We start from the raw sequence: 26373 nt of genomic DNA, 5'->3' as shown, positions 1-26373 counted from the left end.
ACCTTCTCAATGATGATCGAAGTGCTCAGCCGTTGCCTGTCTTCATTCCTCGCTCAGCGTTAACGTCACGCGCTCGCCAGCAAAAACTGTCTTGCCGAACTCTACTGGTTGTCCGCTGGAATCCGCGTTGATGCCTAGTGAATGAAGAACCGGGGCGCCTTCGGGTAACTTCAGGTGTAACCCTTGCGTTGCGCTGGCTGCTCTGGCCGTCAATCGCGTCGACACTCGAGTGTAGTCGTCCACGCCGCAGAGCTGTAGTGCGCGCGTGACTGAACCCGTCTGTGTTAGGGCATCCAGAATGCCGGGCAGGCGCTCTGCCGGAAAAAGGCTTTGAAACATAGCGATTGGTTGACCATCGGCTAAGGACAACCCATCGTATACATGCACCGCGTCCCCAGCGGTAAGATTCAGTGCATCAGCTTCAGTTTCGTCAGCAGCTCGAGTAGTCAGTGCAAGGATCTTTTTCCCGGGAATTTTGCCGCTAGCGGAAATACTTTTGTGATACCGGACGCGCTTTCCGATTGGGTAGTCCGTGGGTCGCGCGGCGACAAAAACTCCCGCACCTCGTCGAGGGTGGACCAATCCCTGTTCGGCCAAATCCGAAAGCGCGCGTCTTACGGTGTGTCGATTGACCCCGTGCTTGGCTGCTAATTGCGCTTCGGTCGGCAGGCGGTCTCCGGTTCCGTAACGGCCCTCTGCAATGTCAGAGGTCAGATTCAGGGCGATGCTTTTCCAAATCGGCGTTTTTTTCATGTCACCAAAAATTCACACGGTAGAGGATTGCGCGCACGAAAGCGCAACTGTATTATTTGTCTAGTTGTATAGTATAGGCAGACAACCTGGCCAAGAGGCTTTGATGGCGGAAAATTCGGATATTTCAGCAGAGGCGCGTCGTACGTGGATGGGGCTTTTGGCCCGCGTGCCCCACGATGCGTTAGAGGATGCTTGGACAAAAGCTGCGCTAAGCCCAAAGTTTGAGTGGCTGCGCAGACCCGAGGTGGGCGGTGTTATGATCCAAGGGCGCACAGGAGGCACGGGTGCGCCGTTCAACCTAGGTGAAATGACGGTCACTCGATGTTCGCTGGCGTTGCAGAGCGGACCGATTGGTCATGGATACGTTCAGGGCCGATCGAAGTCCGCAGCTGAAATAGCGGCGCTTGTTGATGCTCTCATGCAAACGGGATCGGCGGATCAGGTGAAAGATCGGGTGATCGATCCGTTAATGCGGCAAATGAATGACACTAAATCTGCCCGAGCAGCAAAGGCCGCTGCCACCAAAGTCGAGTTTTTCACGATGGTGCGTGGAGAAGACACATGACCCAACACGCACAATTTTCTGGCGGATTTCAAAACGCGCCGGTCGACGCCGCCCATGCGTTTCGCGCCGCCATGACCGTCATGGCGCGCCCGGGAAAAATTCGGGAGTTGAAGGGGGTCTTGCCTCCTGGGCCGTTGTCGGTCGCCACAGGCACTTTGCTGCTGACGCTTTGCGATCAGGAAACATCAGTTCACTTAGCAGGCCGAATAAACACGTCGGAAGTTCGGAATTGGCTTGTTTTTCATACGGGTGCCCCGATCACCTCAGCGGCAGAAGCGGATTTTGCGGTGGGAACTTGGGATGAGTTGATGCCCTTAGGTTCATACCGGATTGGAACTCCGGAATACCCTGATCGATCGGCGACACTGATAGTGGAATGCGACGAATTGCTTCCGCAAGGAAGCACTCTGCGTGGACCTGGCATCAAACAAGCCAGTCACCTTTCACTGCCGGACGTCGGGGTGCTGCAGGATAATGCTCGGCTTTACCCACTTGGATGCGACTTTTTCTTTACCAGCAAAGATAAGATCGCGGCGCTGCCGCGAAGCACACAGATTGGGGCGGGGGATTAGACAATGTATGTTGCCGTAAAAGGTGGCGAGAAAGCCATCGAAAATGCCCATGCCTGGTTGGCCGAAGAAAGGCGCGGGGCGATCGATGTAGCTGAGCTGAGTCTGGCACAGATACGCGAGCAACTTAGCCTGGCCGTCAATCGAGTTATGGCCGAGGGATCACTGTTTGACCCTGATCTCGCAGCATTAGCAATCAAGCAGGCTCGGGGTGATTTGATAGAAGCGATCTTTCTGATCCGCGCCTATCGCACGACGCTGCCGCGCTTTGGATACTCAGTTCCGGTAGAGACCGGTAAGATGGCTTGTGACCGACGAATATCGGCAACATTCAAGGACGCCCCAGGTGGGCAGGTTCTTGGCCCAACATTCGACTATACGCACCGATTGTTGGACTTCAAACTGGCAGCTGAGGGCGAGGTTGCTTCGGCGCCAGAGGCCTTACCTAGAACAAATCCAACGCCGCATATTACCGAGTTTCTGACGGGCGAAGGTATCATTCAGGACGAACCGCCAAGCGATGCTACACCCGGTGACCTGACACGCGAGCCAATGGAGTTTCCGTCAAACCGTCCGCTTCGTTTGCAATCCTTGACGCGCGGGGATGAGGGGTTTGTGCTGGGTATGGCCTATTCGACCCAGCGCGGTTACGCACGCAACCATGCGTTTGTCGGTGAGTTGCGGATCGGCAAGGTCGAGGTCCAGATGGACATTCCCGAACTTGGATTTGCAATTGATATTGGGGAAATCGAACTGACTGAATGCGAGACGGTAAATCAGTTCAAAGGCTCAAAAACGGAACCTCCCCAATTCACGCGGGGCTATGGGCTGGTATTCGGGCAATCAGAGAGAAAATCTATTGCAATGGCTCTGGTGGACCGCGCCTTGCGTTGGAAAGAACTAGGCGAGGACAATATGGGCGCTCCTGCGCAGGACGAGGAGTTTGTGCTTAGCCATGCGGACAATATTCAGGCGACCGGCTTTCTAGAGCACATCAAACTCCCGCATTACGTTGATTTTCAATCTGAACTGGAACTGGTGCGCAAACTGCGCCGAGAGGCTGAAGAACGGGTTACAATGAAGGAGGCGGCAGAATGAGGGCAGTCGTCTTCGATATCGGCGGTGTTTTGATAGATTGGCAACCGCATTTGGCATGGACCGAGATCCTTGGTTCAGAAGATGCTGCGCGTGCATTCCTTGAAAGGACTGATTTCAAGGTCCTCAATGCACGTGGAGACAACGGGGAAAGCTTTGTCGATCTGGCACAGGAAATAGACGATCCGCAGGACAGTAACCTGTTCGCTGAATACGTCGCGCTATACACGCGAACTGTTGAAAATCCGATACAAGGAACATGGGACCTTTTGGGCCGGCTCAAAGAGGTGGGAACGCCAGTTCATGCTATAACCAACTGGTCAGCGGAGACTTGGCCCGAGGGATTGAAGGTTCATCCACGATTGGCTGAGGTGTTCGGTACCGTCATTGTTTCCGGACAAGAAGGCGTCATGAAGCCAGACGCGCGAATTTTCCAGCTGCTTTGCGAAAGGGCAGGAATTGCCCCTGAGGACTGCACCTTTGTCGATGATGGGTTGCACAATGTCGAAGGCGCTCGTGCCGTCGGCATGGATGGCATCCATTTCACAACACCGAAGGCGTTGGAGATCGCGTTGATCGAAAGAGGTTTCCTATGAGCGAGTACAATTTTGCATACTTAGATGAGCAGACCAAGCGCATGATACGTCGCGCGATCCTCAAAGGTTTGGCAGTACCGGGTTATCAGGTGCCTTTTGCCAGTCGAGAGATGCCGATGCCCTATGGCTGGGGCACAGGAGGCGTGCAAGTCTCGGCCGCGACGCTCACCCCGGATGACACTTTAAAGGTTATCGATCAGGGCGCTGATGACACGACGAATGCGGTATCAATCCGCAAGTTTTTTGAAAAAACAGCCGGTGTCGAAACGACCGAAGAGACGGAAAAAGCAACGATCATTCAAACCCGTCATCGAATTCCGGAAGCGGCTTTGCGAGAAGATCAGATTCTTGTTTACCAGGTGCCGATCCCTGAACCTTTGCGTTTTCTAGAGCCCCGAGAGACCGAGACGCGCAAGATGCACAGCCTAGAGGAATACGGGCTGATGCATGTGAAATTATATGAGGATATCAGCCAGCACGGCGCTATTTCGACCTCTTACGCTTACCCGGTAAAGGTGTCGGAACGGTATGTGATGGATCCATCGCCTATCCCAAAATTCGATAATCCCAAGTTGGAAATGGACGCGATACAGCTTTTTGGTGCCGGGCGTGAACAACGAATTTACGCTGTGCCGCCGCATACCAAAGCCGTCAGTCTAGACTTTGAGGACTATCCGTTCGAAGCGACCAAGGCTGATCATCCATGTGATTTGTGCGGTGCGGAGAACAGTTATCTGGACGAGGTAATTACAGATGATGCAGGCAACCGCATGTTTGTCTGCTCGGACACAGATTATTGCCGGTCCCGGCGTGAGGCGGGTCACGCAGGCCGATTAGCTAAGGAGGACGCGGCGTGACCCCCCTGTTGCAGGTGAAAGGCATCGAGAAGCGTTATGGAACCCGGATCGGATGCGCTGAAGTGAGTTTTGACCTCTACCCGGGCGAGGTTATGGGCATTGTAGGCGAGAGCGGTTCGGGCAAGTCGACGTTGCTGAACTGCTTGGCAGGCCATCTGGAACCTGATGCAGGGCAGGTGGTCTTTGATACAAAAACCGATGGCCCGATGGACACAGTTACCATGTCCGAACCTGAACGCCGGATGCTGGGGCGGACCGACTGGGCATTTGTGCATCAACATGCGCGCGATGGGTTGCGCATGTCGGTAAGCGCCGGAGGCAATATCGGTGAGCGGCTTATGGCAGTCGGCGAGCGCCACTACGGTAATATCCGCACCAAAGCAATTGACTGGTTGGGCCGGGTCGAAATTGATGAAACCCGTTTAGATGATCGCCCAACTTCTTTCTCTGGCGGTATGCAACAGCGATTGCAGATTGCGCGAAACCTAGTGACCGGACCCCGATTGGTGTTCATGGACGAACCAACAGGTGGGCTGGATGTTTCGGTTCAGGCGAGGCTGCTGGATCTGTTGCGCGGACTGGTGCGTGAGATGGGGCTGAGCGCCATCATCGTCACCCATGATCTGGCCGTTGTGCGACTGCTGGCAGACAGATTGATGGTGATGAAGGATGGCCACGTGGTCGAGGCCGGGCTGACTGATCAGGTACTGGACGATCCGCAGCATGCCTACACACAGCTACTCGTCTCGAGCGTTTTGCAGGTCTGAGGTGGCCAACAATGATTGAACTCAAAAACGTAAGTAAGAGTTTTACGCTGCATAATCAGGGCAGTGTAACGATCCCGGTAATGGAGCGTGCTTCGCTGAAAGTAGAGCCGGGTGAATGTGTTGCGTTAACCGGGGCCTCGGGCGCGGGTAAATCCACTTTGATGCGGGTGATCTACGGAAACTATCTGGCCGGGTTGGGACAGGTCTTGGTCGCCGGGTTGGATGTGGCAAAGGCTGAACCGCGCGAAATTCTAAAGTTAAGGCGTGAAACGCTGGGCTATGTCAGTCAATTCCTTCGCGTTGTTCCAAGGGTGCCGACACTTGAGGTTGTGGCTGAACCATTGCTTGCCACAGGCAGTGATAAGCAAAAGGCTCTTGAAAAGGCTGCGAGTTTGCTAACCCGGCTTAGTATTCCTGATCGGCTTTGGCCGCTCAGTCCGACGACCTTCTCAGGTGGTGAACAGCAACGTGTGAATATCGCTCGGGGATTTGCTCACGACTACCCGGCGATGTTGTTGGACGAACCAACGGCAAGCTTGGATGTAAAGAACCGCGAAACAGTTCTGACACTGATCAAAGAGGCAAAAGCACGAGGAGCTGCCATTGTTGGAATATTCCATGACATTGAAGCCCGCGAAACAGTATGCGACCGAGAGGTCAATGTCTCGGAATTCACACCGGAGATGGTTGCATGAGTCTGGCACCTGTAATCGCGATTGTGGGTCCCTCTGGGGTGGGCAAGGACAGCGTAATTGAAGCTTTAGAGACCCGTTTCCTTGGATATCGGCGCGTAAGGCGAGTAATTACACGGCCCGAAGGAGAGGAAGGCGAAGACTTTGATCGGGTTTCACCCGAGGCATTCGCACAAATGGTTTTGGACGGTGTATTCGCTTTGAATTGGGTGGCCCACGGCTTGAGCTATGGCATACCCAAAGACGTCGAAGCGCAGCGGCAAAACAGTGACGCTGTTTTGGTCAATCTTTCCCGTTCGGTATTGTTAGAAGCACAGCAAACGTTCGGCAATCTGATCGTAATTTCATTGACTGCGGATGCCGAAGTACTGGCGCAACGGCTTTTGAGGCGAGGACGGGAAAGCAACGAAGAACAAAAGCGGCGACTGCGGCAGGCCAAAGCACCATTACCCCAGGGGTTGAAACAAGTTTTTGTCGTCGACAATTCAGGAACTCTCGTCGAAACAGTGGACAAAATCTTGGACCGCCTTCAGTCGGTGAGAGCGTAACGGTGAATCAAATGAAAGCGCCCGTCTTCTGCTTCACCAACCAATGTCAGGTCATTGATCTGAAATGGCACCGGCAACATCGGCGCCAGATCGCGGTCCAGTGTCGTTTTTACGATTTGCAGTATCGACTTGTCCAGCTTGCCGCTAAGGGTGATGTGAAATCGAAACTCGTCCAAGACGTAAGGATATCCCCACTTCAACAGGTTTTGATCCTGTTTGGGGGTCAAGCCGGCAGCGCGGCGTCGATCCAGTTCGCTGGCAGAAGGTGGATGGCGAAACTCGTCAAGCTCTTGGACGCATGCTGCAGCCAAATTGTTCAGTTCGCTCAAATCGCCGATCGGACGCAAGGCAACAAATCGACCAAGGCGGGCAACTTCGAGGCCGTCCAGCCTGATCGGGGTCAGGCGGCTCGCCAGAACCTCACACGCACTTTGCAATTCCGAAAGTGTTTGCCCTTGGCGCAGGTGGAAGGGTGGTTTCATCGTCGCATGAAGACCGTACTTTCGCGGAACGTCCGTGACAGCAGAGACATCGATGCCCTCTGCGACCGGATGCGTGACTTCGACGCCGCGCGCCATGTCCCAACCCAGCCAGCTGGTCGCGAACTGCGCCCACGGAGCATCCGTTGGTGGCGAAAAATAGATAGCGTATCGCGTGAATGTCACATTGGCCTCCTATTGCGTGGCCGTTCCTTAGCTCAAACATTGTGAAGTTCAGATGACAGAAGAATTGATCCTTGCCAATGCGTCGGTTGTATTGACCGACGAGACCATTACCGGCAGCGTTCGAGTCGTTGGTGAAACCATAACCGACATCGCAACCGGATCTGCGATACCAAAGGGCGGAATAGACTGCGAAGGTGATTACATCAGTCCTGGTTTGGTAGAGCTGCACACGGATAACCTGGAACGTCATATCCAACCTCGGCCACAAGTCGATTGGCCGCATGCCGCGGCAATAATCGCGCACGATTCGGAATTAGCGAGCACAGGGATCACGACAGTTTTCGATGCAATGCGGGTTGGATCCATCCCCTCAGGTGCCCGCAGGTATCTGAAATACGCGCGGGGCCTGTCACAGGAGCTGTGGCAGCTGCGAGAGGCAGATGCGTTGAAGATCAGCCATTTCCTGCATCTGCGCGCCGAAGTGTGCTCGGAAACCCTAGTTGATGAGTTGGATGAATTTGGCCCAGATGACCGCGTTGGTCTTGTGTCGATAATGGACCATACTCCGGGACAGCGGCAGTTTCGGGATATTGGTAAGCTGGAAGCCTACATGAAGGGCAAATACGCGATGGATGACGATACATTCATCCAGCATGTATCGCACCTAAAAACATTACGTGATCGGCACGGCGACCAACATGAAATTGAAACCGTCAAAGCCGCGCGCCGCTTTGGGGCCGTTTTAGCCAGTCATGACGATACGACCGAGGAACAGGTCAAAGTATCCGCAGGCCACGGTATTCGTCTTGCCGAGTTCCCGACAACCATTGAAGCGGCACGGGCCTGCCATGATCATGGCATCAAGGTCATGATGGGTGCGCCGAACATCATTCGCGGTGGATCTCATTCCGGGAACGTTGCTGCGCAGGATCTCGCTGAACTTGGTTATTTGGACATAATGTCTTCGGATTACGTGCCTTCCTCACTGTTGCTTTCGGCGGTACAACTGGGGGATATCTGGGGCGGTTTAGCCCGCGGAATCAGAACAGTGACGCAGGCACCTGCGCAAGCCGCCGGATTGAAAGATCGTGGAGAGTTGAGACCTGGGCTGCGTGCCGATTTGATCCGGTTTCGGATACGCGCCGGTGTACCAGCATTGAAAGCTGTCTGGTCACGTGGGCAGCGTGTCGCCTGATCCAGCGCGATAGAACAAATATCGGTCCGGAGCGATTGTTTCCGGGCCTTTAATCTGATCAAGACCCACCAAAGGCTGCCCTGAGATCAATAAACCATCAGGCAGCATTACCTTTGAAATCAAAGGGCTTAGGCGGGCGGCCTCGGCAACGTCTTCGGCCTTGATGCCTCGCCCGAAATCGTAGTGTGCCAAAATAATTCTGCGACCCATACTGGCGAGCTTTTGCAGCATCGGTTCTGCCTCGCCCTGTAGAAAGTCTTGGGCCGGAGGCACACAAGACGGATGACATTGCAGCGCGCGGTCCATTACCCAAATTCGCCGATCTGGCAGAATTTCTCTCAGATGATCATACGTGCGACCATTTCCAAGCCCCATATCCAAAACATCGCCCTCACGGCCGGCAATTTGATTGGCGGCCCAGTTCAGACCATCCCTTTGAGCGGTAAGGCGGCGCAGCATGGAATCCAATCGGCTCATCCATGGTCTCCTTGGTTATTCAGTGTTTCGAGATCGGCCCAGACAGTTGCGGGACCTTCAAGAAGCCTAACTATCAGTTCCCGGGTAAATGCCCAGACAGCTTGATCGTGGACAAGGTGATGCGTCAGCACACCTAAGGGTTCAGAGTTGTCTGCCAGCCCTTCGCGGCGATCGCGCAGCAGGCTCACTACGTCGCCGACAATGATGTCCGGTTCGATCAAACTTCGAGTTCCATGCCAATCAATCGGGTCGATGTGGGTATTTATCTGTTCAAGCCCGGGCGCAATAAATCTGGTTTCGCGTGGCGTGGCAGTCGACAGGAATCGAAAGCCCAGAATAGGCAATTGTTGAACGGTTTCTGCAGCAATTCGGTTCCAAGGTGGGACAAACATGGGGCACAGACGGTCACCAAACAAATTCCCCAATTTGTTTATTCCATTTTTAATTTCAGCTACCATTTCCGCCATTGGCCGATGCAAGCGAAACTCGGATTTCTTTTCAACGTCAGGGGCATGATTCTGATGCGCCCAACCGTGTACAACCGGGATCAGAAAGGGACTGTCGGCACAAAAATCAACCAGCGAAGTTCTAGCTTCCTGAGGAATTACCGCTAGGTGAACGGGTAATTCAAGCGACTCTGAGATTGCCGTAAGAGTTTTAAGTTGATCCGTAACAGAAATTGCGTCGTCGTCCCGCCACCAAAGCGGAAACTCTAAATCATCTGCTTGCCAATGTCGCAGTTCGTTCCGCAAAGGAGTCCAGTCGACGCTCATTGTTTGGCTTTCCAAATTTCTTCTGAAATTTCGACTGATTTATTTGCCCCATCGACTCCATGAGTCATTTTGGCTCGCCTTTTGTTTGACAGCACCGTTTTTACGGCCTTGGCAAGGGTTTGAGCATTCAGGTCGGAGTTGGCGACCGTGGCAAATCCAGATTGATGCGCCAGGCTGCGCGCGCGCAATGTTTGTTCGACCTCGTTACCATCGTCGAATGGGATCAAAACGGCAGGAACACCGGTTTGAAGCAAGTCCATCGCGGTGTTGTAACCGCACATGCTGACCGAAGCGGCTGCCAAAGGCAGCATCTGTCGAAAGTCGGGCCGCACCGATTCAATGGTAACTGGCGCGCCTTCCGCCAATTCCGTCAGATGTGCTATGCGGGCCGGAGCGTCTTGACCGCCAACCAGAAGTCGCCAGCGATGGCCCTGCATTTTCCGAGCGGCCTCGATCGCCGCGTGAAAAATCGGCTGTCCGACCGAACCTCCGCCAGCACTGACCAAAATCTCTCCGGTCCCCAAGCCATCAGGGTGAGGCTCAGGGGAATTTGGAGCAACAAATCCTGTATAACGTAACCGTCGGGCCAGTAAGTCTGATACCGGCCAACTGACGCTTAACTGGGTAATCGAAGGTTCAGAATGTACCAGAACGGCATCATAGAACTGCCCTATAATTTCATCCGTCCTCTCAGCCTTTGATGGCTTGGAAGGTGGCGCCAGAATGTCACGGATCGATGCAAGAATGATCGGTGGTTTTGTCAGAGCGCGAGCTGCTGACAAAACATTGAGAAACTCGGCAGTAAGTGCTCGCCGTCCAAATGGGAAAAGTTCCGTTATTAATACGTCTGGCTGAAACGAAATTAAAGCTTTCTCCAAGGCTTCGGTTCTGGCGTCCATGTAGTTGAGGTCAGCGACCTCACTGTACTGATCTAATAATCGCGTGAAGTGAGTGCCGTCTGACCGGAGAGGCGGCAACCCAAACAATGTTAATCCTGTCGTGTCCAACTGCGGTGCTGGCATTCCACCTGAGACTACAAAAACTTGATGCTGTTTTTGTGAAAATGCCCGGCCCAAGGTCAGCGCCCGGCTCAGGTGCCCTGTGCCCAACAGATGTGTCACGACGATCATGACTTTCATCCGGATACCTCGTGCCTTGGCAAACGGAGCGGGTCAGGCTCGGCCCGCATGGTATCGAGATGTACTATGTACAAACGGTTTCTCTTGATTTTGAAAGGTGCGGGACCTTGAAACTCCCACCCGGATGCCTTCGCAAGAATGACCCGCATTATACCTATGTGACAGACAGCCAAATTTTCACCTTGCAGCATTTGAAGCCAAGGTTTCAATCGCGCCCACAGCTCGGCCGGGCTTTCGCCTTGCGGAGGGCGGTAGTCCCAGCCCCAGTCCTCAATATGACGAAAGGTGCTGTCTGGTTCTGCGATCAAATCCTGACCGCGTTGCCCCTCCCAATGCCCCCAGTCCATTTCGGTAAGAGCATCTGAAATGCGCGGAGAGCGACCCGCAACCAATTGAGCAGTTTCTTTGGCTCGTTCAAGCGGACTTGACCACAACACCGCGCTATTCCAAGGGGCCGGCAGGCTATAGCCGGACAACTCGGAACGAGCCTCGGCATCCAGCGGGATGTCGGTGCGGCCCTGAATTTTGCCAGCGCGGTTCCATTGCGTATGTCCGTGACGCAGCAGTGCAAGACGGTTCATGATCGTGCCTCCAATAATGGTCGAACTGCGGTCCAAAACCGCTTGGTTGCTTTAGGCAAAAGGTGACGTTCTGCCACATACTTCCGCGCACGCGCGCCCTCAGAACGGCGCAAGGAAAGATCGGCCAAAAAATTCTGGATTTGGTCGGCAAGACCCCGGGGTCCGTCTTCGATTCCAGGATAAGAGGACGGCATAAGAACATCGCGTACTCCGGGTCGATCTTGCGCTGAAACTGGCAGCCCTGCCGCCTGCGCTTCAAGATAGACCATGCCATAGGCCTCATTCACGCCCGGCCAGACAAGTATAGACGCACTTTCGTATTCGCGTTGCAATTGGATCCGGTCCAATTGCCCCAAAAATTGAACCTTTTTCCCAAAGGGCTCCATCAACGATAGAACGTCGTGTCGGGCAGGCCCATCGCCAGCAATATTCAGTTTCCAATCACCGGTCAAAAGATTCAGCGTTTCTGCCAGAATTCGGTACGAAGCCAGTTTGTCCCCGCTTCGCATCATCCCCACGGCCAGCATTGGACCGTCATTCAAGGACGCATTGGGCAATTCGTCGATTGGCAGAAAAGGCGGCATTTCAACTAACACCTGACTTTTGAAACGTTCACGTTCCAACGCAATCAGGTCATTTGCGGTGAGATAAAAAATCAGGTCTGCCGCATCGCATGCTTCATGCGCTGCTCGGGCAAAACTTGCCCATGGCCCTGTTAGGCGACTAAGCGCTCTGGTACTTTCAAGCTGAACGTAAGGGATCTCACGAGCTTTGCAGACTTTTGGTCCCAATAGGTCGGGGGCCTTGTAGTAGTTGTGGTAGTTTACCCAAATCTCGGTGTCCCGCGGAAGCTCGTGAATCAGGCGATTTGCCTCAATTTGTGCCCGTTCCAGCAGTTCCGCTTGCGTAGCTGGGTTGCCTAACTTGTCGTAGATTCGCAGTTCCGACGCTAAATCCACCCGATCTCCTTGAGCTTTGATTGCCGCCATCAGGTTTCGGGCCATTTCCCGATCTCCGGACGGTTTTGAACTGTTCGGAGATTTCATAGGCGCGTAAAAAGCAACCCTTGCCATCAGATGAGACCCGCACACATTTCATTTAACCGTTTTGACAACCGGGCAATGCCGGGGGCCATTCGAAATTCGGCAAGCAGACGTGTGTATGCAGCGTCCGCCATGTGTGCGGCGTTTTCGGGGTTTTCTGCGACTTCAATGATCGCGTCCGCCAAAGCCGTTGGTTCGTCCCGGGACAGAATACCATGCGTGCCGTTTTGAATGAATTCGGGAATGGCCGAGACTGGCGTCGAAAGGATTGGTAGACGCTGAGAAGCAGCCTCCATCAGAACATTTGGCAGACCGTCGCGGTCACCATCCGTTGCTATGCGACTGGGTAGTACGAATAGGTCCGACTGGCGCATTTCTGCGACGACCTCGGGTTGATCACAGGCACCTTTCCAAGTGATGCGATCCGACAATCCTCTTGAGCTTGCATAAGAGCGCAGTTCCCGATCCAGCGCGCCGCCACCGATATGCGTCCAAAACCAATCCAGCGATGAAGGAAGAAGGGCGAAAGCGTCCAAGAGCCTGTCAAACCCCTTTTTTTCGACTAATCTACCGACCGAGAGCATACGGAAAGGGCTATTGTTCGCGCGTTCGGTTCTATCTGGCGGCTCCGGAAAACGGCTCAGGTCAAGGCCATGGTAAATCAGATCCACCCGGTCGGGGTCGTCTGCCAGACCTCTCAGGTGGTCGGCACCGATAGCCGTGCAGGTCGCTCCAAACGTGGCTCCGTAAGTGACCGCTTGTAATTTTTCCCGCTTCTCCCAGTCCGGAGATGTCCAAATGTCCTTGGCATGAGCCGAGAAACTCCAAGGTAGATCGCGCATAATGGCGGCGTACCGCGCAACTGAAGAGGGCGTGTGCAGGAAATGTGCGTAAAGCGCCCGTGTTCCCGCGGGTAACTCGGCGGCCAATACGCAAGCCTGCCCGAATCGACGAATACGATTGTGGGTTGGGTCGCGACGCAAATCCTTACGAAAAATCCGGTAGGCGGCTTCATATCCGGGAAGGTGAACCGCAATTCCCCGCGCAGCGTCCAATCGATTTGGTTCGTCGTAAAGATACTCGGGCAGGTAGTGCACCTGCCCACGGAACTTGTCGTGCAGTGGATGGCGTTTGGTGTCCGTTGGATGGCGAAGAGACCAAATATCGAACGAGTGGCCTGCATTCTGCAGCGCAACAAGTTCCTGAGCGATGAAGGTCTCGGATAGGCGCGGCCAGCCTTTGACCAGCACCGCCAGATTGGGGCCTTTAGCGTTCATCCCGTCGCGCGCTCTTGGTCCGGTTCCAGTAATACGTCGATACGGTTTGCTACATAATCGAGCCCGTCCAGCAATCCGCTTTCTATGGCCTCGGATGGTAGCGGTTGGTTCGGCAAATCTCGAATAGCGCGGATCATGGCCTCTGGCGTCAGCCCGTCGCGTTTTTCGTCCAACATCCGGACAAGTCCCAGATCCTCGGCCCGAGAGGCGCGAATCCATTGCTCCAGCCGTGGTGTAGTGCGTGGAACAATGACGGCTCGTTTGTCAAAAGACAGAACCTCGCAGAACGTGTTGTAGCCACCCATACAGACGACACCAGCCGCGCCAGCAAACAGAGTTTCGATCTGGGATTCAAATCCAACCGCCGTGACGCGGCCATTCAATGCGGCAACGCGTGCCTCGAATTCGTCGCGCAGCTCACCTGACAGGAAAGGGCCGTAAACCAGTATTGCGCGCGGCGAAAGATTCTCGTCTTTTTCGTAAGCCGAGAGCACTAGATTCACCATCGCTTTTCCGTCACCACCACCGCCGGGCGTAATTAATATATAGGGCTGTTCGGGCGCTTCACCGATTGGCCCCAAATCGCGTCGCAGATAACCTGTCCAATGAATGCGGGCTTGTGCAGCAGGGCTGAGCGGCAAGCCGATGGTCGGATCGTAGACAGAGCGAAGCCCATACACCCAGATTTCGTCGTAATACCTTTCGGTCGCGATTAGCGCCTCTTTCCGCTCCCATTCAGCGGCCAAAACTTCGGGTTCGTCCAGAACATCACGAAGCCCTAACACCAGCCGTGTGCTGCATGAGTTTTCCAGATATTCAAGCGTCGGCAGCAATTCACCGCGGAAGCCGGTGGGTTCTTTGTCAACGATCAGCACGTCAGGATCAAAATGCTGGACGGCCGTCTTGATAAGATTCGATCGCAACTCGGTCACTTCATCTATGCCCATACCAATGGTCTGCGACGCATATGATCCGTCGGCTCTTTTGGTGACTCCGGGCAATCGCACGTGATCGACACGTTGCGGAAAGGTGAAGCGACCGGCAACTGGCGAACCGGTCAGAATCAGAGCCGATGCGCTGGGATCTGCCTGTGTCAACGCAGAAGCCAAAGCGCGAGAGCGCCGTAAATGGCCCAGACCGAACGTATCGTGACTGTAAAATAGGATGCGCGGTGCGCGGCCTTTATTTTCGTTTGTTTTGCCTAGGCTCATGCCTTTGCCTGCTTCAGGTTTCGATGCAACTCCGCGCGTTTGCACCCTTTATCGTACATCTTCTGCCGCCACTTGCAAAAGAGGCAAATCGCCACTTGTCAATACGCCAGACACTTCGAGTAGGAAAATGCGATCCTTTTGTTTGTCTGACCTATTTATCCGTCGTAGCGCAACATATGACCCCTGCACTCGGCAAGAGCCGGCCACTAATGCCCTTTACTGGCGGTCATATTCAAATTTCATTGGCTTGAAAACCGTTTATGCCAAGCATAGCGTTCGGAACACGGACAAAACACGAATTCGGGAAGCCTTAGCACAAGGTTTGAACCACACCGAAAGCTTATGTACTCTATCCGTCAACTTTGAACTGGATGAAAAAACTATGAAACTGAAACTCTTGGCCGCGTTGGTCTGGGTACTTTGGTCCGTAACACTGGGTCTGCCCACCGAGGCCACAGCGCAGAGTTCTTTGATCCCAGGCTATACTTCTGGAACGAGTGAGGATGCAGCGCCTGAAGGTGATTTGGCCGGAGCGATCCGAGCCGCAACAGAAGCAGGTGCCAGCGTAATAGTTATCGACAGTACGGGACAAGTTGTTTCGGCGACTGGAAATAGTAAACCCGGCGATGAATCATCGTCCGACCCCATGGCGGCCGGTTCACAGTTGATGAAGGCGCAAGAGCGGTTCTCGAAATTCCGTGCGGCTTTGGAGTCCCGGCTTGAGGCGCTGCCTTACTCGATATTCGAGGTGCAATATATCCTGCGCAACACGAGCCCGGATGGCCGTATCCAGTTCTACGTCGAGCTTTTGGGCTGGAACATTCTGTTCCTGCTGGTGGGGCGATGGCTGTCCATCGAAATTTACGGCAAGCGAATTGCCCGTCGCTATGTTGTGTCGCGGATTAAGGAAAACCCGATCGGCTATCGCGAGAAAATGCCGTTTCTGGTGATGCGTTTTTTAACAGGGATCGGGGCGACAATTTTTGCCATGCTCTTTGCCCTTGTGGCTGGTTTTCTGGTTTTTGGCAGAACCGAAGATATTTCGGTTCAGTTTACGGTTACAGCCATTTTTACGGCATATTTTCTGTCGCGCACGGTTTCAGATCTGTGGCGAATGGTATTGTCACCTTATCTAAGCCAGTATCGTTTGCCGCCATTCTCGGACCGGCACGCAAAGAGGCTTTATTTTTGGGCTTCGGGCTTGGCTACTTTTGACATCATCGTGGTGATGTTTTCCACATGGGTGGCGGATTTCGGGCTGAACTATAATGTTTATGCAATGGTATATGGCATCCTGACATTGGTGGGTGCCTTTGGGAACATCCTTATGATCCTGTTCAACGCCCGCGCCATTTCTCATGCAATACGAGGTGGGCGAGCTGCAGACCAGGTTTCTTGGTTGCTGCGGTTTGTGTCTTTTGCCTGGGCACCTGCTTTGATTGTCTATATTGTGTTCAGCTGGTTCAGACTTGCGGTGGATCTGGCGCTGGAAAATCCGATTCCGCTACCGTTAATCGCCAGCACATATCTGATCTTTATGTCCGTGGTCATAGCTTATGGGGCAATGAACTATCTGCTGGAAAGGTACTTCGATCGTTCCCGTATGATCGAAGAGTTGAACTCCGAAACTCCCGAAGGTGAAAGCGAAGTTCTCGAAACTGAAGAAGCTGAATTGCGAAAGCACTATCTTCTGACCTACGAAGACCTTGCCCGGCGTGTGGCAGGAATCCTTGCCTTTGTAGTAGGCGCGTATGCACTGGTGGTGATCTGGTACCCGGATGCCGATTGGAGCCAAGACCTGCCGATCGAACGGGCTCTGGATGTGATGGTGATCCTGTTTATAGGTTATATCCTTTTTCACTTTTTCCGTATTTGGATCGACACGAAAATCGCAGAAGAGTCCGATGACGGCGGTGTCGAAGCAGAGCTGGGCGACGAAGGCGGTGAAGGCGGACAGAGCCGACTGGCCACGCTGCTTCCACTGTTCCGTGGGGCCATTCTGGCGGTTGTTGTCGTCACAATCGCGCTGATCATCCTGATGGAACTAGGCATCAACGTCAGCCCATTGTTTGCAGGTGCAGGTGTGGTCGGTTTAGCCGTGGGTTTCGGTTCGCAAACGCTGGTGCGTGATATCTTTTCGGGTGCGTTTTTCTTGATGGATGATGCTTTCCGCAAAGGAGAATATATTGATATCGGCGACGTAAAAGGCACGGTCGAGAAGATTTCGGTGCGATCGTTTCAGTTGCGCCACCATTTGGGAGCGCTCAACACCATTCCTTTCGGCGAAATCAAAGTGCTGACGAATTACTCTCGCGACTGGGTTATTATGAAGTTGCCGCTGCGTGTGACCTATGACACTGACGTGGAAAAGGTTCGAAAGCTGATTAAGAAGCTTGGTCAAGAGTTGTTGAGCGACCCCGTAATCGGAGAAAACTTTATCCAGCCATTGAAATCGCAGGGTGTGATTGAAATGCAGGATTCAGCCATGATTATCCGCGTAAAATTCATGACCAAACCCGGCGATCAGTGGTTGGTGAGGAAAAAAGTCTACCAGGAAATTCGCGAACTCTTTGCACGAGAAGGTATCCGGTTCGCCCACCGCGAGGTAACGGTTCGACTGGCTGATGAAAAGGAAGCTCAGGATTTGTCACCCAAGCAGCGCGAGGCAGTGACTGGTGCGGTGCAGGCCGCCATCGATGAAGATTACCTTGATGACATTGGCCCTGGTGGAGATGATCGCTAGGGAGTGTCCAAGACGCCTTGGCATCCTTCGTCAATAAAGCTTTTGCTGTTTTGGTGTTTCGGGATTACTTGGCCCAGCGCACAATTCAATCGCCGAGTGAAGCCCATTCCGGGGCAGAAGTGCCCAGCCGACCAGCAGGCAGATTCCAACGCATGTTTGCGGGCCCAACGGTTAAAGCGGGCTTTAGGCGGCGACCGGGCCCCCATCCTGTATCTTCCGGCGTTTGAGAGTAATCCTCAATTGAAGCGGTGGTAATGTTTCCCTCAGTGCCGGTCTTGGCTAAGCTGGCCAACAGTTCGGCAGTCCTAGCCAAGGAAAGGCGTGCTGTCATGACTGTGTGTCCAGACGCAGCTTCGGCCATTGCGGACAGCGCTGCCGCCGCCATCAAATAGCCCGTCGCATGATCCAATGCCTGCACTGGTAGCGGAGTAGGTTTATCAGCGTTAGCCCATTCCATTCCGGCGTGCGCAATGCCTGAGCTCATTTGCACCAAACTATCAAAGCCGCGTCTGTTGGCCCAAGGTCCCTGCCAACCGTAAGCGTCCAGAGTAACTTCGATTCTGTTCGGAGCCAAACCGTCACGTTCGGCTTTAGTCAGGCCGAGCGAATCCAGGGCGCCGGGGCGATAACCGTGAATAAATACATCTGCTTGGGCAAGAAGCTCTCTCAGGCGATCCAGCCCTGATTGCGATTTCAAATCCAGATAGGCACAACGTTTACCCAAAGAAACACCTGTTATGACCCCCGGTTCGTCCCAGCCAGGTGGATCAATACGCAAAACATCTGCTCCGAAACCGGCAAGTGTTCGGGTCGACACAGGCCCGGCCAAAATGCGTGTCATGTCCAAAACCCTTAACCCAGCCAAGGGTCGGCTTACGGATGCTTGTGGTCGATCACGAAGCTTGACGCCTCTTGGAGACTGCCAGCCTATGAGCGGGTCGCGAGAAATTGCCCGGCCCTGAGGATGGTCCTGCCACTCAGCCCGGCTTCGCATGGCGGCGGCGACGCCACCTTCGGCAACGATCGCGCTTTCAAGATCGGCAACGGTCCATCGGCGAATAGCCCTAGCCACAGATTCCCGATCTACTTCGGCTTTAAGAACCCCCAGCGCGGCCGCCCTGTGGTGAGGAAGGTTGGTGTGCAATCTGATCCAGCCGTCCGCTGCACGGTAATCCCCTGCAACGGCGTCCCACAAGCTTGGCATCTGCCAGCCGTCAGGTTTAAAGGATTCGCCGAACCATAGCGAGGCAAGACGATGGTCAACTGACACCGACTGACTATTCGCGGTCAGGTTTGTTACTGTCATCAGACGGGAAAGTTCTTGCCCCACAGCGGCGCAACTCAATGTCGCCAGTTCTGACACAGCAAACGCGCTGGGCAGGTCGCCTGTGCCCGCAGACTCAAAAGTACCGGGGGCCGGGAGAGAGGCAAGAAGGCTCATTGTTGGTACGGATCCAAACTGTCGCGCAGGCCGTCACCAAGGAAGTTGAATGCCAAAACAACAACGATGATTGGCAACATTGGGATTGCAGTCCAAGGGTAAATTTCGATCGACGCTAGGTTCTGCGCGTCGTTCAGCATCACACCCCAACTTACTGCTGGGGCACGCAGACCGAGGCCAAGAAAACTGAGTGCCGTTTCACCTAGGATCATCGCGGGGATAGAAAGCGTGGCCGAGGCGATAAGATGAGACATGAAATTCGGCAGCAAATGTTTTCGGATCACCCGACCCGAACTTGCCCCCATCATCTCGGCGGCACGTACGTATTCTTCTTCTCGCAGCGACAGAAACTTGGCACGAACGGATCGGGCGAGCCCAGGCCAGTCGAGGATGCCCAGAATAATCGATATTATGAAGAACACCGCCACAGGACTCCAGTTCGATGGAACAGCAGCGGATAAAGCGAGCCACAAAGGTAATTCGGGCAATGAGCGGAGGATTTCAATAACACGGTTGATAACCCAGTCGATCTTGCCGCCAAAATACCCGGCCATAGATCCGAAAAGAATGCCTAGAAAGAACGACACCGAAATTCCGATTAGGCCAACTGTCAACGATAGCTGAGCGCCGTATAAAATTCGGCTAAATACATCACGACCAAGGCGATCTGATCCCCAAAGGAACAAAGTCGCACCTTCAGGCGCACAGAAAAGATGGGTGTTCGTCTTGATCAGCCCTGCTAGTTTGTATTCCGATCCTTCGCAAAAAAACCGAACTGGGCGTGGATCTTCGGTATCAGGAACAAACTTCCATTGAAAAGTTTCAAGATCAGCCTCGGCTACAATGGGATAAACAAATGGGCCTACAAATTCCCCTTCGTGGAACCAGTTGACGGATTGCGGCGGTGCATAAAGATGTTCCCCGTTCCGGTCATTGGGCCCATAGGGTGCAATGAACCCTGCAAAGGGCAACATCAGATAGCAAAACAACAGGAATATGCCTGAGATCAAGCCAAGTTTGTGGGTTTTAAACTTCCGCCAAACCAGAACCCAGTTCGGGGCATCAAGATCCGCGCGCTCCAATTGCTGTATGGATGCGTTTGGGTCGAACGGGGCATCGTCTACGAAACGGTCGTCTGGTCTGTCGGTCATGCTTCACGCCCCTCATATCGAATGCGTGGGTCCAGCATGACAAGAAGAATATCCGATATCATTGTGCCGATAAGTGTTAGCAGTGCCACGAACATCAGAATAAACGCTGATAAGAATTGGTCTTGCGTCTTAAGAGCCGTCAATAGGGTCGGACCAATGGTCTGAAGACCAAGGACAACCGAAACCAGAACCGAACCTGAGACCATTGACGGCAAGAGGTTGCCGATGTCCGCGACGAATGGGTTGAAGGCCACACGCAGTGGGTACTTTGTAAGCATCCGCGACGGGGACATGCCCTTTGCAATAGCAGTTTCCACATAAGGCTTACCGAGTTCGTCCAACATGTTTGCCCGCAGGCGTTGCATCATTGCCGACGCGCCAGAAGTGCCAATTACAAATGTCGGGACGATCAAGTGAACCAGAATGGATTTCAGCTTATCCCAACTCATCGGTTGGCCTTCGTATATTGGATCCATCAAGCCACCGATTGGTAGGTTGAAATACCGGTGCCCGTAATAGAACAAGATAAGAGCCAACAAAAAGTTGGGTGTTGCCAGTCCAAGATACCCCACGAAAGCAGAGGTATAATCGATCCACGTTCTGGACCGAGCAGCGGCCAAGACACCAAGAGGAAGCGCAACAGCGTATACAAACAGAATCGCTGCCAGATTAACCACCACGGTTAGCCAAAGCGTGTCGCCTACAATCTCGGACACGGGCCTGTCAAATTCAAACGACCAACCGTAATTTCCCTGCAATAAGCCTTCGAAACCATGCGGTCCCTGCCAGAAACCCATCCAGATCAAATATTGCTCCCACATTGGACGGTCCAGAGCATATTCCTTTCTTAGGAACTCTGCCTTAGCCACACCGGCAGACTGGCCCGAGGCCTGCAATTCCGCGATCTGATTGCTGAGGTAGTCGCCTGGTGGAAGATTGATAATTACGAATATCAGGACCGAGACCACCAACAACGTCAGCAGCATCGTGAAAAAGCGATACACTGCGTAGCGCAGCATGACCATATGGCTGCTCCTGACTCAGTCGGCGAAGAAGAATTCGTCTGGGCGGTGGATGCCAAAATGCGCACCCGGCTCCCATGCCCACATGGCTTGCTCGGGTACGTTGCGCAGTCGGTTCGAAACGACTATGGGCTGCGGAGCCCCATTTAAGATGCCGATCGCGTACAACTGATCCGCGTGAATATCCAGCATTTCACGCCAAGCCGCCGTGCGTTCTTCGTCTGTCGCCGCAATTTCCCAATCGTGTGCAAGTGTCATCAAACGCTCAGCTTCGGGCAAATCTGGCGGTTCACCGGCATCGCCACCTGTTTGGTAGAATTGCCCCCATTTCGGCCAAGCAAGAAAGACTTGATCGGTCGGTGCCAAGTATGCAGGAGACGTGTGCACCTGTGGAATACCATCGTCCCATCCAAACCAGACCGATGCCATCGTATTGCCTGAAAAAACCCGGTTTCGCAGAATGTCCCGATCCAGCGGGCGCATGACCAGTTTGACCCCGACGTCTCGCCAGTTGTCGGTAACAATCTGCAAGGCGTTTTCTACCTCTTGCCGTTCCCCGGCCGTTTCGATCACCAGCTCCATTGGGCGACCATCAGGCAGTTTCCGAATGCCGTTGCCGTCGCGTTGGTCCAATCCAGCCTCATCCAACAGAGCGTTGGCTTGCTCGGGGTCAAATTGGGCCCATGACTGTGCGTTTTCCTCGCTATAGAAAGGCGAGGCTGGCAGAACTGACATCGCCCCGGGTTTGGCCAGTTTGAAATAGAGAGCTTGATTGATTGTCTCCCTGTCAATTGCCAGAGATAGAGCTCGCCTTACGCGGACATCGCGCAGCACATCGCGCCATGCATCGTCTGAGAAATTCAGGTTCGGATATATAGCGATCTGAGAAGCCACCCCGGTTTTCCACAATAGGGTAGTGTAACCGCCCTCTGCCTCGCCTTTCTTGAGGATCGAGGCATCTCGGAATGCGAGACCGCGCCCCTGCAAGTCCGATTCGCCGGCGTTTGTTTTGGCAGCCACCAATCCGGGGGCGACAATCTCCATTTCGACAACGTCGATATACGGCAGTTGCACACCATTCGTATCGATCCTGTGATAATAGGGATTTCGTACAAAGTTGTGCCGGATTTTCTTTCCCGAGCTTGCATTCAGCCATGGCTGCAAAGTCGGTAGTTCGTGATTGTCGAATTTGTAGAGGTTATCCAGCTTGTTGTGCAAAGCCGCCCAGCTTTTTACGCGCGCGTCATCAACAGCAAAAGCCAACTCCTCACTATCAGCGAATTTCTCATGGTATTTTTTCAGGAATTCCGAAGGTCGATAAATAAACGGTGGGCGAGCTTGGGCTAAAGACTGCAAGAAACTCGGGTTGGGGTTTTCCCACTCATAGACAATAGTTCTTTCGTCGGGGAAACTCACCGTCGGAGACTGACCTTCGACAAGCAGAAAATCTGGTGGGCCAGAAGGACTGAGCAGTTCGTTGTTCGCAACGTCCTCCCACCAATAGCGGAAATCTTCCGACGTGAATGGTGAGCCGTCAGACCATTTATGCCCTTCGCGCAACTTGAGTGTAAATTTGCGGTTATCTTCGTTTTCGAACGATGCAAGAATATCGGGAACCAGTTCGTAGTTGTTGTCAAAACCTACTAGGCGGGCATAGCCGTAAACGACCATCTGGCGAATGTCTTTGGATCGCGTGACCATAGTACGCAATGTGCCGCCCGGCGTGCCCAGTTCGCGCCCTTTCTTGGTGAGGTCCACTACTAGTGGTTCGGAAGGAATGCGATCCTGAACCGGCGGCAGGTCGCCACTGTCGACTTCGGATTTCCAGAACGCGCTTTCCTGCAATTCCGAATTGGAAAATGCGTTCGTGGGCAGCATACCCAGCAAGGTCAGCGAAGCGGCAAAAAACGTATCACGGGTAGTCTTAAACATGGCAACGTACCTTATGGCCAGGCTCCATCTCTATTAGTGAGGGTATCATGGAGTCGGAGAAACGGAAGGCATCTTCCCAACTGTCGGGCGAACCTGCGCCTAAAGCAACCAGTTTAAGGTCGATCGGCCTGTTTATGTCAGGTTCTGGTTGCGCTGCGATCAGCGCTTTGGTGTAGGGATGCCGGGGGTTATAAAACAAAGTTTCTGGTGGGGCCTGCTCCACGACCAGCCCCTGCCGCATAACAGCTACTTCGTCGGCAATGCGTGCCACGACAGCTAGATCGTGCGAGATGAACAAATACGACAGGTTCAAGCTGTCCTGCAGATGCTCCAAGAGCGTGAGGATTTGCTCTTGAACAGAAACGTCGAGCGCCGAAGTCGGCTCGTCGCAGACGATCAAGGCAGGGTCCAACATCATTGCTCGGGCAATCGAAAGACGTTGGCGTTGGCCGCCTGAGAATGCATGGGGATAGCGTTTCAGCATGTCTGCATTCAACCCAACCCGCGTGAGCATTTCCGCAGCTTTGTCTTTTTGTTCTGCCACAGTACCCAATTTATGGATCTCAAGCGGTTCAGTCATGGCATCCTGGATACGCATTCGCGGGCTGAGCGAACTATAGGGATCTTGAAAGACCATTTGTGCCTTGCGCTGGAACGCATTTCGTTCTGCTCGCGACATCTGATTTACCGTTGTTGGGTTGGCCTCTTCAGATGAACGGAACAGGACTTGTCCGCCGGGGTCGGGAAGTTCCGCCCCCAAAGCGATTCGCGCAGCAGTCGTCTTGCCCGAGCCGCTTTCGCCTACGATAGCCAGAGTTTTGCCACGCGCCAGTTTCAAATCTACGCCCCGGCAAGCATGGATAAGCTTATCGGCCTTCCATGCTTTGCTGGAACGCATGGTATAAGTCTTTGACACATCGATCATTTCGAGGATCAGATCCTCGCTTGGCATTGGCAGGCCCACGGCGTCTTGTTCCGGGATAGCCGGAGCGGCGTCAAAAAGCTGTTTTGTATAGGGGTGAGCAGGTGCACTGAGTATGGGGCCGGCGGGGCCTGACTCCATAACGCGGCCCTTGTGCATGACCACTACTTGCTCTGCCATATTTGCGACAACTCCCAGATCATGCGTTACAAGGATCAAGGCCATGCCAGTTTCACGCTGCAGTTCTTTTATAAGGCCAAGAACTTGTGCCTGAGTGGTCACGTCCAGCGCTGTAGTCGGCTCGTCCGCAATCAGGAGTTCAGGTTTTGACACCATGGCCATCGCGATCATCGCGCGTTGACGCATTCCGCCAGACAATTCAAATGGGTAAGAATTATAGGCCCGTTCCGGGTCGGGGAAACCGACCCGTTCGAATTGGGTCAGCACTTTTTTGCGGGCTTCCGCTTCTGATGTTCTGTGATGCAGCCACAAAACCTCGCTGACTTGATTGCCTATCTTGTGTAGCGGGGATAGCGACCGCATGGGTTCTTGAAAAATCATAGAAACCCGGTCGCCTCGGATGTCGCGCATTTGACGTTCGCTAGTGGCGATAAGATCAGCAGTTCCTTTTGAATAGTTCAGGGTGATGGAACCGCTGCGTATCTGCGCCGTGCGTGGCAAAATGCGCAGCGCAGCCCGGCACGATATTGTCTTTCCGGATCCGGATTCACCCACAAGAGCAAGCGTTTGACCAGGCTCGACTTCAAAGCTGACGTTTTGGACCACGGACGGACCCGCGCCAAACCCGATGCTAAGATCCTGTACGGACAGCAGCGCGGTCATTCGGGTTTTCCACCCGGTTGGCCGTGGATCAACATCTGCTTTGTGAACTCCCTGACTTTTTGAAGCACTTTCGCGCGGTTGGGGCGCGGTAGTCAAACACCTTCTTTGGCAGAATTGTCGCGGAATTGCTAAATAATGGCATGTTTGCCTACACAATAGGTTGAGATTTTGTAATCAACGGCTCGGTCGGCCCTGCTTTGTCGTGGGCCTGGAAAAAAGAAAGAGGTCTCTTGTGTCCGACAATCAAAGCCGTCTGGATCTGTTTATTGATCGAATGGTGTCGCAACGCGCCTGTCTGGATTTTGCCATTTCTGAAACGTCGGATCTTCCCGGCCCGGTTATCGAGTTGGGTTTGGGCAACGGTCGGACGTACCACCACATGAAAAAACATATTCTGGACCGCCCCATTTACGTGTTCGAACGCGCAGTGGCTTCTCACCCCGATTCTACGCCTCCCGAAAATCGGGTGATTCTAGGCGACGTGCGCGAAACCCTGCCGGCTTCGGTTGATCGTTTCGGCGCTGCGGCCAGTTTGATTCATGCAGATCTTGGCGGCCACAGCCGCGAAAAGAATGATGCCTTTGCCAAGCTGGTTTCGCCACTTGTCCAACCATTGCTGGCTCCGGGTGGATTGATGGTTTCAAGTGACAGAATGTATTTCGACGGTCTGCAGGAACTGCCTCTGCCGCCGGGCGCTGTCGCAGGGCGGTGTTTTATTTACAGACGATGAGCTGCGTTTTAATCACGAATTGAACCTTCTCTTTACGGCCAAAACCAGCGCTCTAAATTCCTGAAATCTGACTCTACTGGGAAACTGGCGATGCTTTTTTATGATTGTTCGACGGCACCAAATCCTCGACGCGCGAGAATGTTCATCGCGGAAAAAGGGCTCGATATCGAAACCCGCGAAATTTCGATTGCGCGCGCAGAACAGCGCGATGCGGCCTTTCTTGCTGTGAATCCCAGGGCCACCGTTCCAGTATTAGTTACCGATCTCGGAACGACGCTAACCGAAAACCTCGGTATAGCAGCCTATTTGGAGGCCAGTTTCCCCGAACCGCCACTTATGGGGAGAACTCCGGACGAAAAGGGAGCGGTCCTGATGTGGAATGCGATTGTCGAACAACAGGGTGGCGCGCCAATAGCCGACGCTCTTCGAAATTCGCATCCGGCGTTTGATGGCCGGGCAATCCCAGGGCGCGTAAACTACGCGCAGATACCAGAATTGGCAGAACGCGGGAAGAACCGTGTGGCGGCATTTTTTGAACTATTGGAGGAAAGATTACAAAACAGCGTCTATGTGGCCAGTAGCGATTTTACTCTGGCGGACATTTCGGCATTCGTCTTTGTGGATTTCGCAAGAGTTATAAGGATGCGTATTCCAACTGAAAACAGTGCCACATTGGCTTGGTTTAAGTCTATTCAAAGCCGACCCAGCGCAAATCTATGATTTTCGCGCGGGTGTAGGTAATCCAACGTTTTACGAACTAGACAGAAATGTCTAGACAGAATTGAA

26 protein-coding genes are annotated in these 26373 nt (G+C 53.6%); 12 read left to right on the top strand and 14 right to left on the bottom strand.

The genetic code is table 11. The features are described from left to right. Positions 1-42: 42 nt before the first annotated feature. Positions 43-753, bottom strand: a complete 711-nt coding sequence (gene phnF, locus GOV45_RS02960) for a phosphonate metabolism transcriptional regulator PhnF (RefSeq protein ID WP_170473993.1) — start codon at positions 751-753, stop codon at positions 43-45. A 103-nt stretch (positions 754-856) separates the two neighbouring features. Here phnF and phnG point away from each other — a divergent pair, with 103 nt between their 5' ends. From phnG to phnN, 8 genes are read left to right on the top strand one after another with little or no spacing between them, the layout of a single operon-like run. Beyond that, complete coding sequence (gene phnG, locus GOV45_RS02955; protein ID WP_170473989.1) at positions 857-1318, top strand: phosphonate C-P lyase system protein PhnG; 462 nt, start codon at positions 857-859, stop codon at positions 1316-1318. Continuing rightward, positions 1315-1890 carry a phosphonate C-P lyase system protein PhnH gene (phnH, locus tag GOV45_RS02950; RefSeq protein WP_170473987.1) on the top strand — a complete coding sequence of 192 codons (576 nt, stop codon included), beginning with the start codon at positions 1315-1317 and terminating at the stop codon, positions 1888-1890. The genes phnG and phnH overlap by 4 nt, the downstream gene beginning before the upstream one ends. 3 nt (positions 1891-1893) lie before the next feature. After that, a complete protein-coding gene (locus tag GOV45_RS02945) occupies positions 1894-2985 on the top strand; it encodes a carbon-phosphorus lyase complex subunit PhnI (protein WP_170473984.1) in 1092 nt (363 codons plus the stop codon). Then, entirely contained in the window at positions 2982-3578 is a 597-nt protein-coding gene (locus tag GOV45_RS02940) for an HAD family hydrolase (protein WP_170473981.1), read from the top strand. Before GOV45_RS02945 ends, GOV45_RS02940 begins: the two co-directional genes overlap by 4 nt. Beyond that, positions 3575-4435 (top strand): alpha-D-ribose 1-methylphosphonate 5-phosphate C-P-lyase PhnJ, encoded by an 861-nt coding sequence (locus GOV45_RS02935; protein WP_170473978.1) that lies wholly within the window; start codon positions 3575-3577, stop codon positions 4433-4435. Before GOV45_RS02940 ends, GOV45_RS02935 begins: the two co-directional genes overlap by 4 nt. After that, positions 4432-5202, top strand: a complete 771-nt coding sequence (phnK, locus tag GOV45_RS02930) for a phosphonate C-P lyase system protein PhnK (RefSeq protein WP_170473976.1) — start codon at positions 4432-4434, stop codon at positions 5200-5202. Before GOV45_RS02935 ends, phnK begins: the two co-directional genes overlap by 4 nt. An 11-nt stretch (positions 5203-5213) precedes the next feature. Then, positions 5214-5897 (top strand): phosphonate C-P lyase system protein PhnL, encoded by a 684-nt coding sequence (phnL, locus tag GOV45_RS02925; RefSeq protein ID WP_170473973.1) that lies wholly within the window; start codon positions 5214-5216, stop codon positions 5895-5897. Then, on the top strand, positions 5894-6442 hold the full coding sequence (gene phnN, locus GOV45_RS02920; protein WP_170473971.1) for a phosphonate metabolism protein/1,5-bisphosphokinase (PRPP-forming) PhnN: 549 nt from the start codon (positions 5894-5896) through the stop codon (positions 6440-6442). The genes phnL and phnN overlap by 4 nt, the downstream gene beginning before the upstream one ends. Here phnN and GOV45_RS02915 read toward each other — a convergent pair. Continuing rightward, positions 6424-7107 carry a DUF1045 domain-containing protein gene (locus GOV45_RS02915; protein WP_170473968.1) on the bottom strand — a complete coding sequence of 228 codons (684 nt, stop codon included), beginning with the start codon at positions 7105-7107 and terminating at the stop codon, positions 6424-6426. The genes phnN and GOV45_RS02915 overlap by 19 nt on opposite strands. 52 nt (positions 7108-7159) lie before the next feature. Here GOV45_RS02915 and GOV45_RS02910 point away from each other — a divergent pair, with 52 nt between their 5' ends. Further along, the gene (locus tag GOV45_RS02910; protein ID WP_170473966.1) at positions 7160-8302 is read left to right on the top strand and encodes an alpha-D-ribose 1-methylphosphonate 5-triphosphate diphosphatase; all 1143 of its coding nucleotides are present in this window, start codon (positions 7160-7162) and stop codon (positions 8300-8302) included. Here GOV45_RS02910 and GOV45_RS02905 read toward each other — a convergent pair. Genes GOV45_RS02905 through GOV45_RS02875 form a run of 7 tightly spaced genes read right to left on the bottom strand, consistent with a single transcriptional unit; the run spans position 8279 to position 14803 of the window. Then, positions 8279-8779, bottom strand: coding sequence for a class I SAM-dependent methyltransferase (locus tag GOV45_RS02905; protein ID WP_170473964.1), 501 nt, complete (start codon positions 8777-8779; stop codon positions 8279-8281). The two genes, GOV45_RS02910 and GOV45_RS02905, sit on opposite strands and share 24 nt — an antisense overlap. After that, positions 8776-9552 (bottom strand): polysaccharide deacetylase family protein, encoded by a 777-nt coding sequence (locus GOV45_RS02900; protein ID WP_170473963.1) that lies wholly within the window; start codon positions 9550-9552, stop codon positions 8776-8778. Before GOV45_RS02900 ends, GOV45_RS02905 begins: the two co-directional genes overlap by 4 nt. After that, the gene (locus GOV45_RS02895) at positions 9549-10691 is read right to left on the bottom strand and encodes a glycosyltransferase family protein (RefSeq protein ID WP_170473961.1); all 1143 of its coding nucleotides are present in this window, start codon (positions 10689-10691) and stop codon (positions 9549-9551) included. The genes GOV45_RS02900 and GOV45_RS02895 overlap by 4 nt, the downstream gene beginning before the upstream one ends. Further along, positions 10688-11272, bottom strand: a complete 585-nt coding sequence (locus GOV45_RS02890; RefSeq protein ID WP_170473959.1) for a histidine phosphatase family protein — start codon at positions 11270-11272, stop codon at positions 10688-10690. The genes GOV45_RS02895 and GOV45_RS02890 overlap by 4 nt, the downstream gene beginning before the upstream one ends. Next, a complete protein-coding gene (locus GOV45_RS02885) occupies positions 11269-12345 on the bottom strand; it encodes a glycosyltransferase family 4 protein (protein WP_170473956.1) in 1077 nt (358 codons plus the stop codon). Before GOV45_RS02885 ends, GOV45_RS02890 begins: the two co-directional genes overlap by 4 nt. After that, the gene (locus GOV45_RS02880; RefSeq protein ID WP_170473953.1) at positions 12345-13592 is read right to left on the bottom strand and encodes a glycosyltransferase family 4 protein; all 1248 of its coding nucleotides are present in this window, start codon (positions 13590-13592) and stop codon (positions 12345-12347) included. The genes GOV45_RS02885 and GOV45_RS02880 overlap by 1 nt, the downstream gene beginning before the upstream one ends. Further along, entirely contained in the window at positions 13589-14803 is a 1215-nt protein-coding gene (locus tag GOV45_RS02875) for a glycosyltransferase family protein (protein WP_170473950.1), read from the bottom strand. The genes GOV45_RS02880 and GOV45_RS02875 overlap by 4 nt, the downstream gene beginning before the upstream one ends. A 382-nt stretch (positions 14804-15185) precedes the next feature. Between GOV45_RS02875 and GOV45_RS02870 the strand changes: the two genes are divergently transcribed. After that, complete coding sequence (locus tag GOV45_RS02870) at positions 15186-17546, top strand: mechanosensitive ion channel domain-containing protein (RefSeq protein WP_170473947.1); 2361 nt, start codon at positions 15186-15188, stop codon at positions 17544-17546. An 85-nt stretch (positions 17547-17631) separates the two neighbouring features. Here GOV45_RS02870 and GOV45_RS02865 read toward each other — a convergent pair whose 3' ends face one another. The 5 genes from GOV45_RS02865 to GOV45_RS02845 are packed head-to-tail and all read right to left on the bottom strand — an operon-like array spanning position 17632 to position 24857. Further along, complete coding sequence (locus GOV45_RS02865; protein ID WP_170473944.1) at positions 17632-18987, bottom strand: CoA transferase; 1356 nt, start codon at positions 18985-18987, stop codon at positions 17632-17634. Further along, positions 18984-20138, bottom strand: coding sequence for an ABC transporter permease (locus tag GOV45_RS02860; protein ID WP_170473941.1), 1155 nt, complete (start codon positions 20136-20138; stop codon positions 18984-18986). Before GOV45_RS02860 ends, GOV45_RS02865 begins: the two co-directional genes overlap by 4 nt. Beyond that, positions 20135-21163: an ABC transporter permease gene (locus GOV45_RS02855; RefSeq protein ID WP_170473937.1), complete on the bottom strand. Its 1029-nt coding sequence runs from the start codon at positions 21161-21163 to the stop codon at positions 20135-20137. Before GOV45_RS02855 ends, GOV45_RS02860 begins: the two co-directional genes overlap by 4 nt. Positions 21164-21178: 15 nt before the next feature. Continuing rightward, complete coding sequence (locus GOV45_RS02850; protein WP_170473934.1) at positions 21179-23092, bottom strand: ABC transporter substrate-binding protein; 1914 nt, start codon at positions 23090-23092, stop codon at positions 21179-21181. Beyond that, on the bottom strand, positions 23085-24857 hold the full coding sequence (locus GOV45_RS02845) for an ABC transporter ATP-binding protein (protein ID WP_170473931.1): 1773 nt from the start codon (positions 24855-24857) through the stop codon (positions 23085-23087). The genes GOV45_RS02850 and GOV45_RS02845 overlap by 8 nt, the downstream gene beginning before the upstream one ends. Before the next feature lie 232 nt (positions 24858-25089). Here GOV45_RS02845 and GOV45_RS02840 point away from each other — a divergent pair, with 232 nt between their 5' ends. Both GOV45_RS02840 and GOV45_RS02835 read left to right on the top strand, forming a co-directional pair. Further along, on the top strand, positions 25090-25587 hold the full coding sequence (locus GOV45_RS02840) for a class I SAM-dependent methyltransferase (protein ID WP_170473928.1): 498 nt from the start codon (positions 25090-25092) through the stop codon (positions 25585-25587). 90 nt (positions 25588-25677) lie between these two features. Further along, complete coding sequence (locus GOV45_RS02835) at positions 25678-26307, top strand: glutathione S-transferase (RefSeq protein ID WP_170473925.1); 630 nt, start codon at positions 25678-25680, stop codon at positions 26305-26307. Positions 26308-26373: the final 66 nt, after the last annotated feature.

The organism is Ruegeria arenilitoris (genome assembly GCF_013035425.1).
GTDB lineage: Bacteria > Pseudomonadota > Alphaproteobacteria > Rhodobacterales > Rhodobacteraceae > Ruegeria > Ruegeria arenilitoris_A.
Note: the sequence above shows the minus strand (reverse complement) of the source record. Positions and strands in the feature narration are given on the sequence as shown.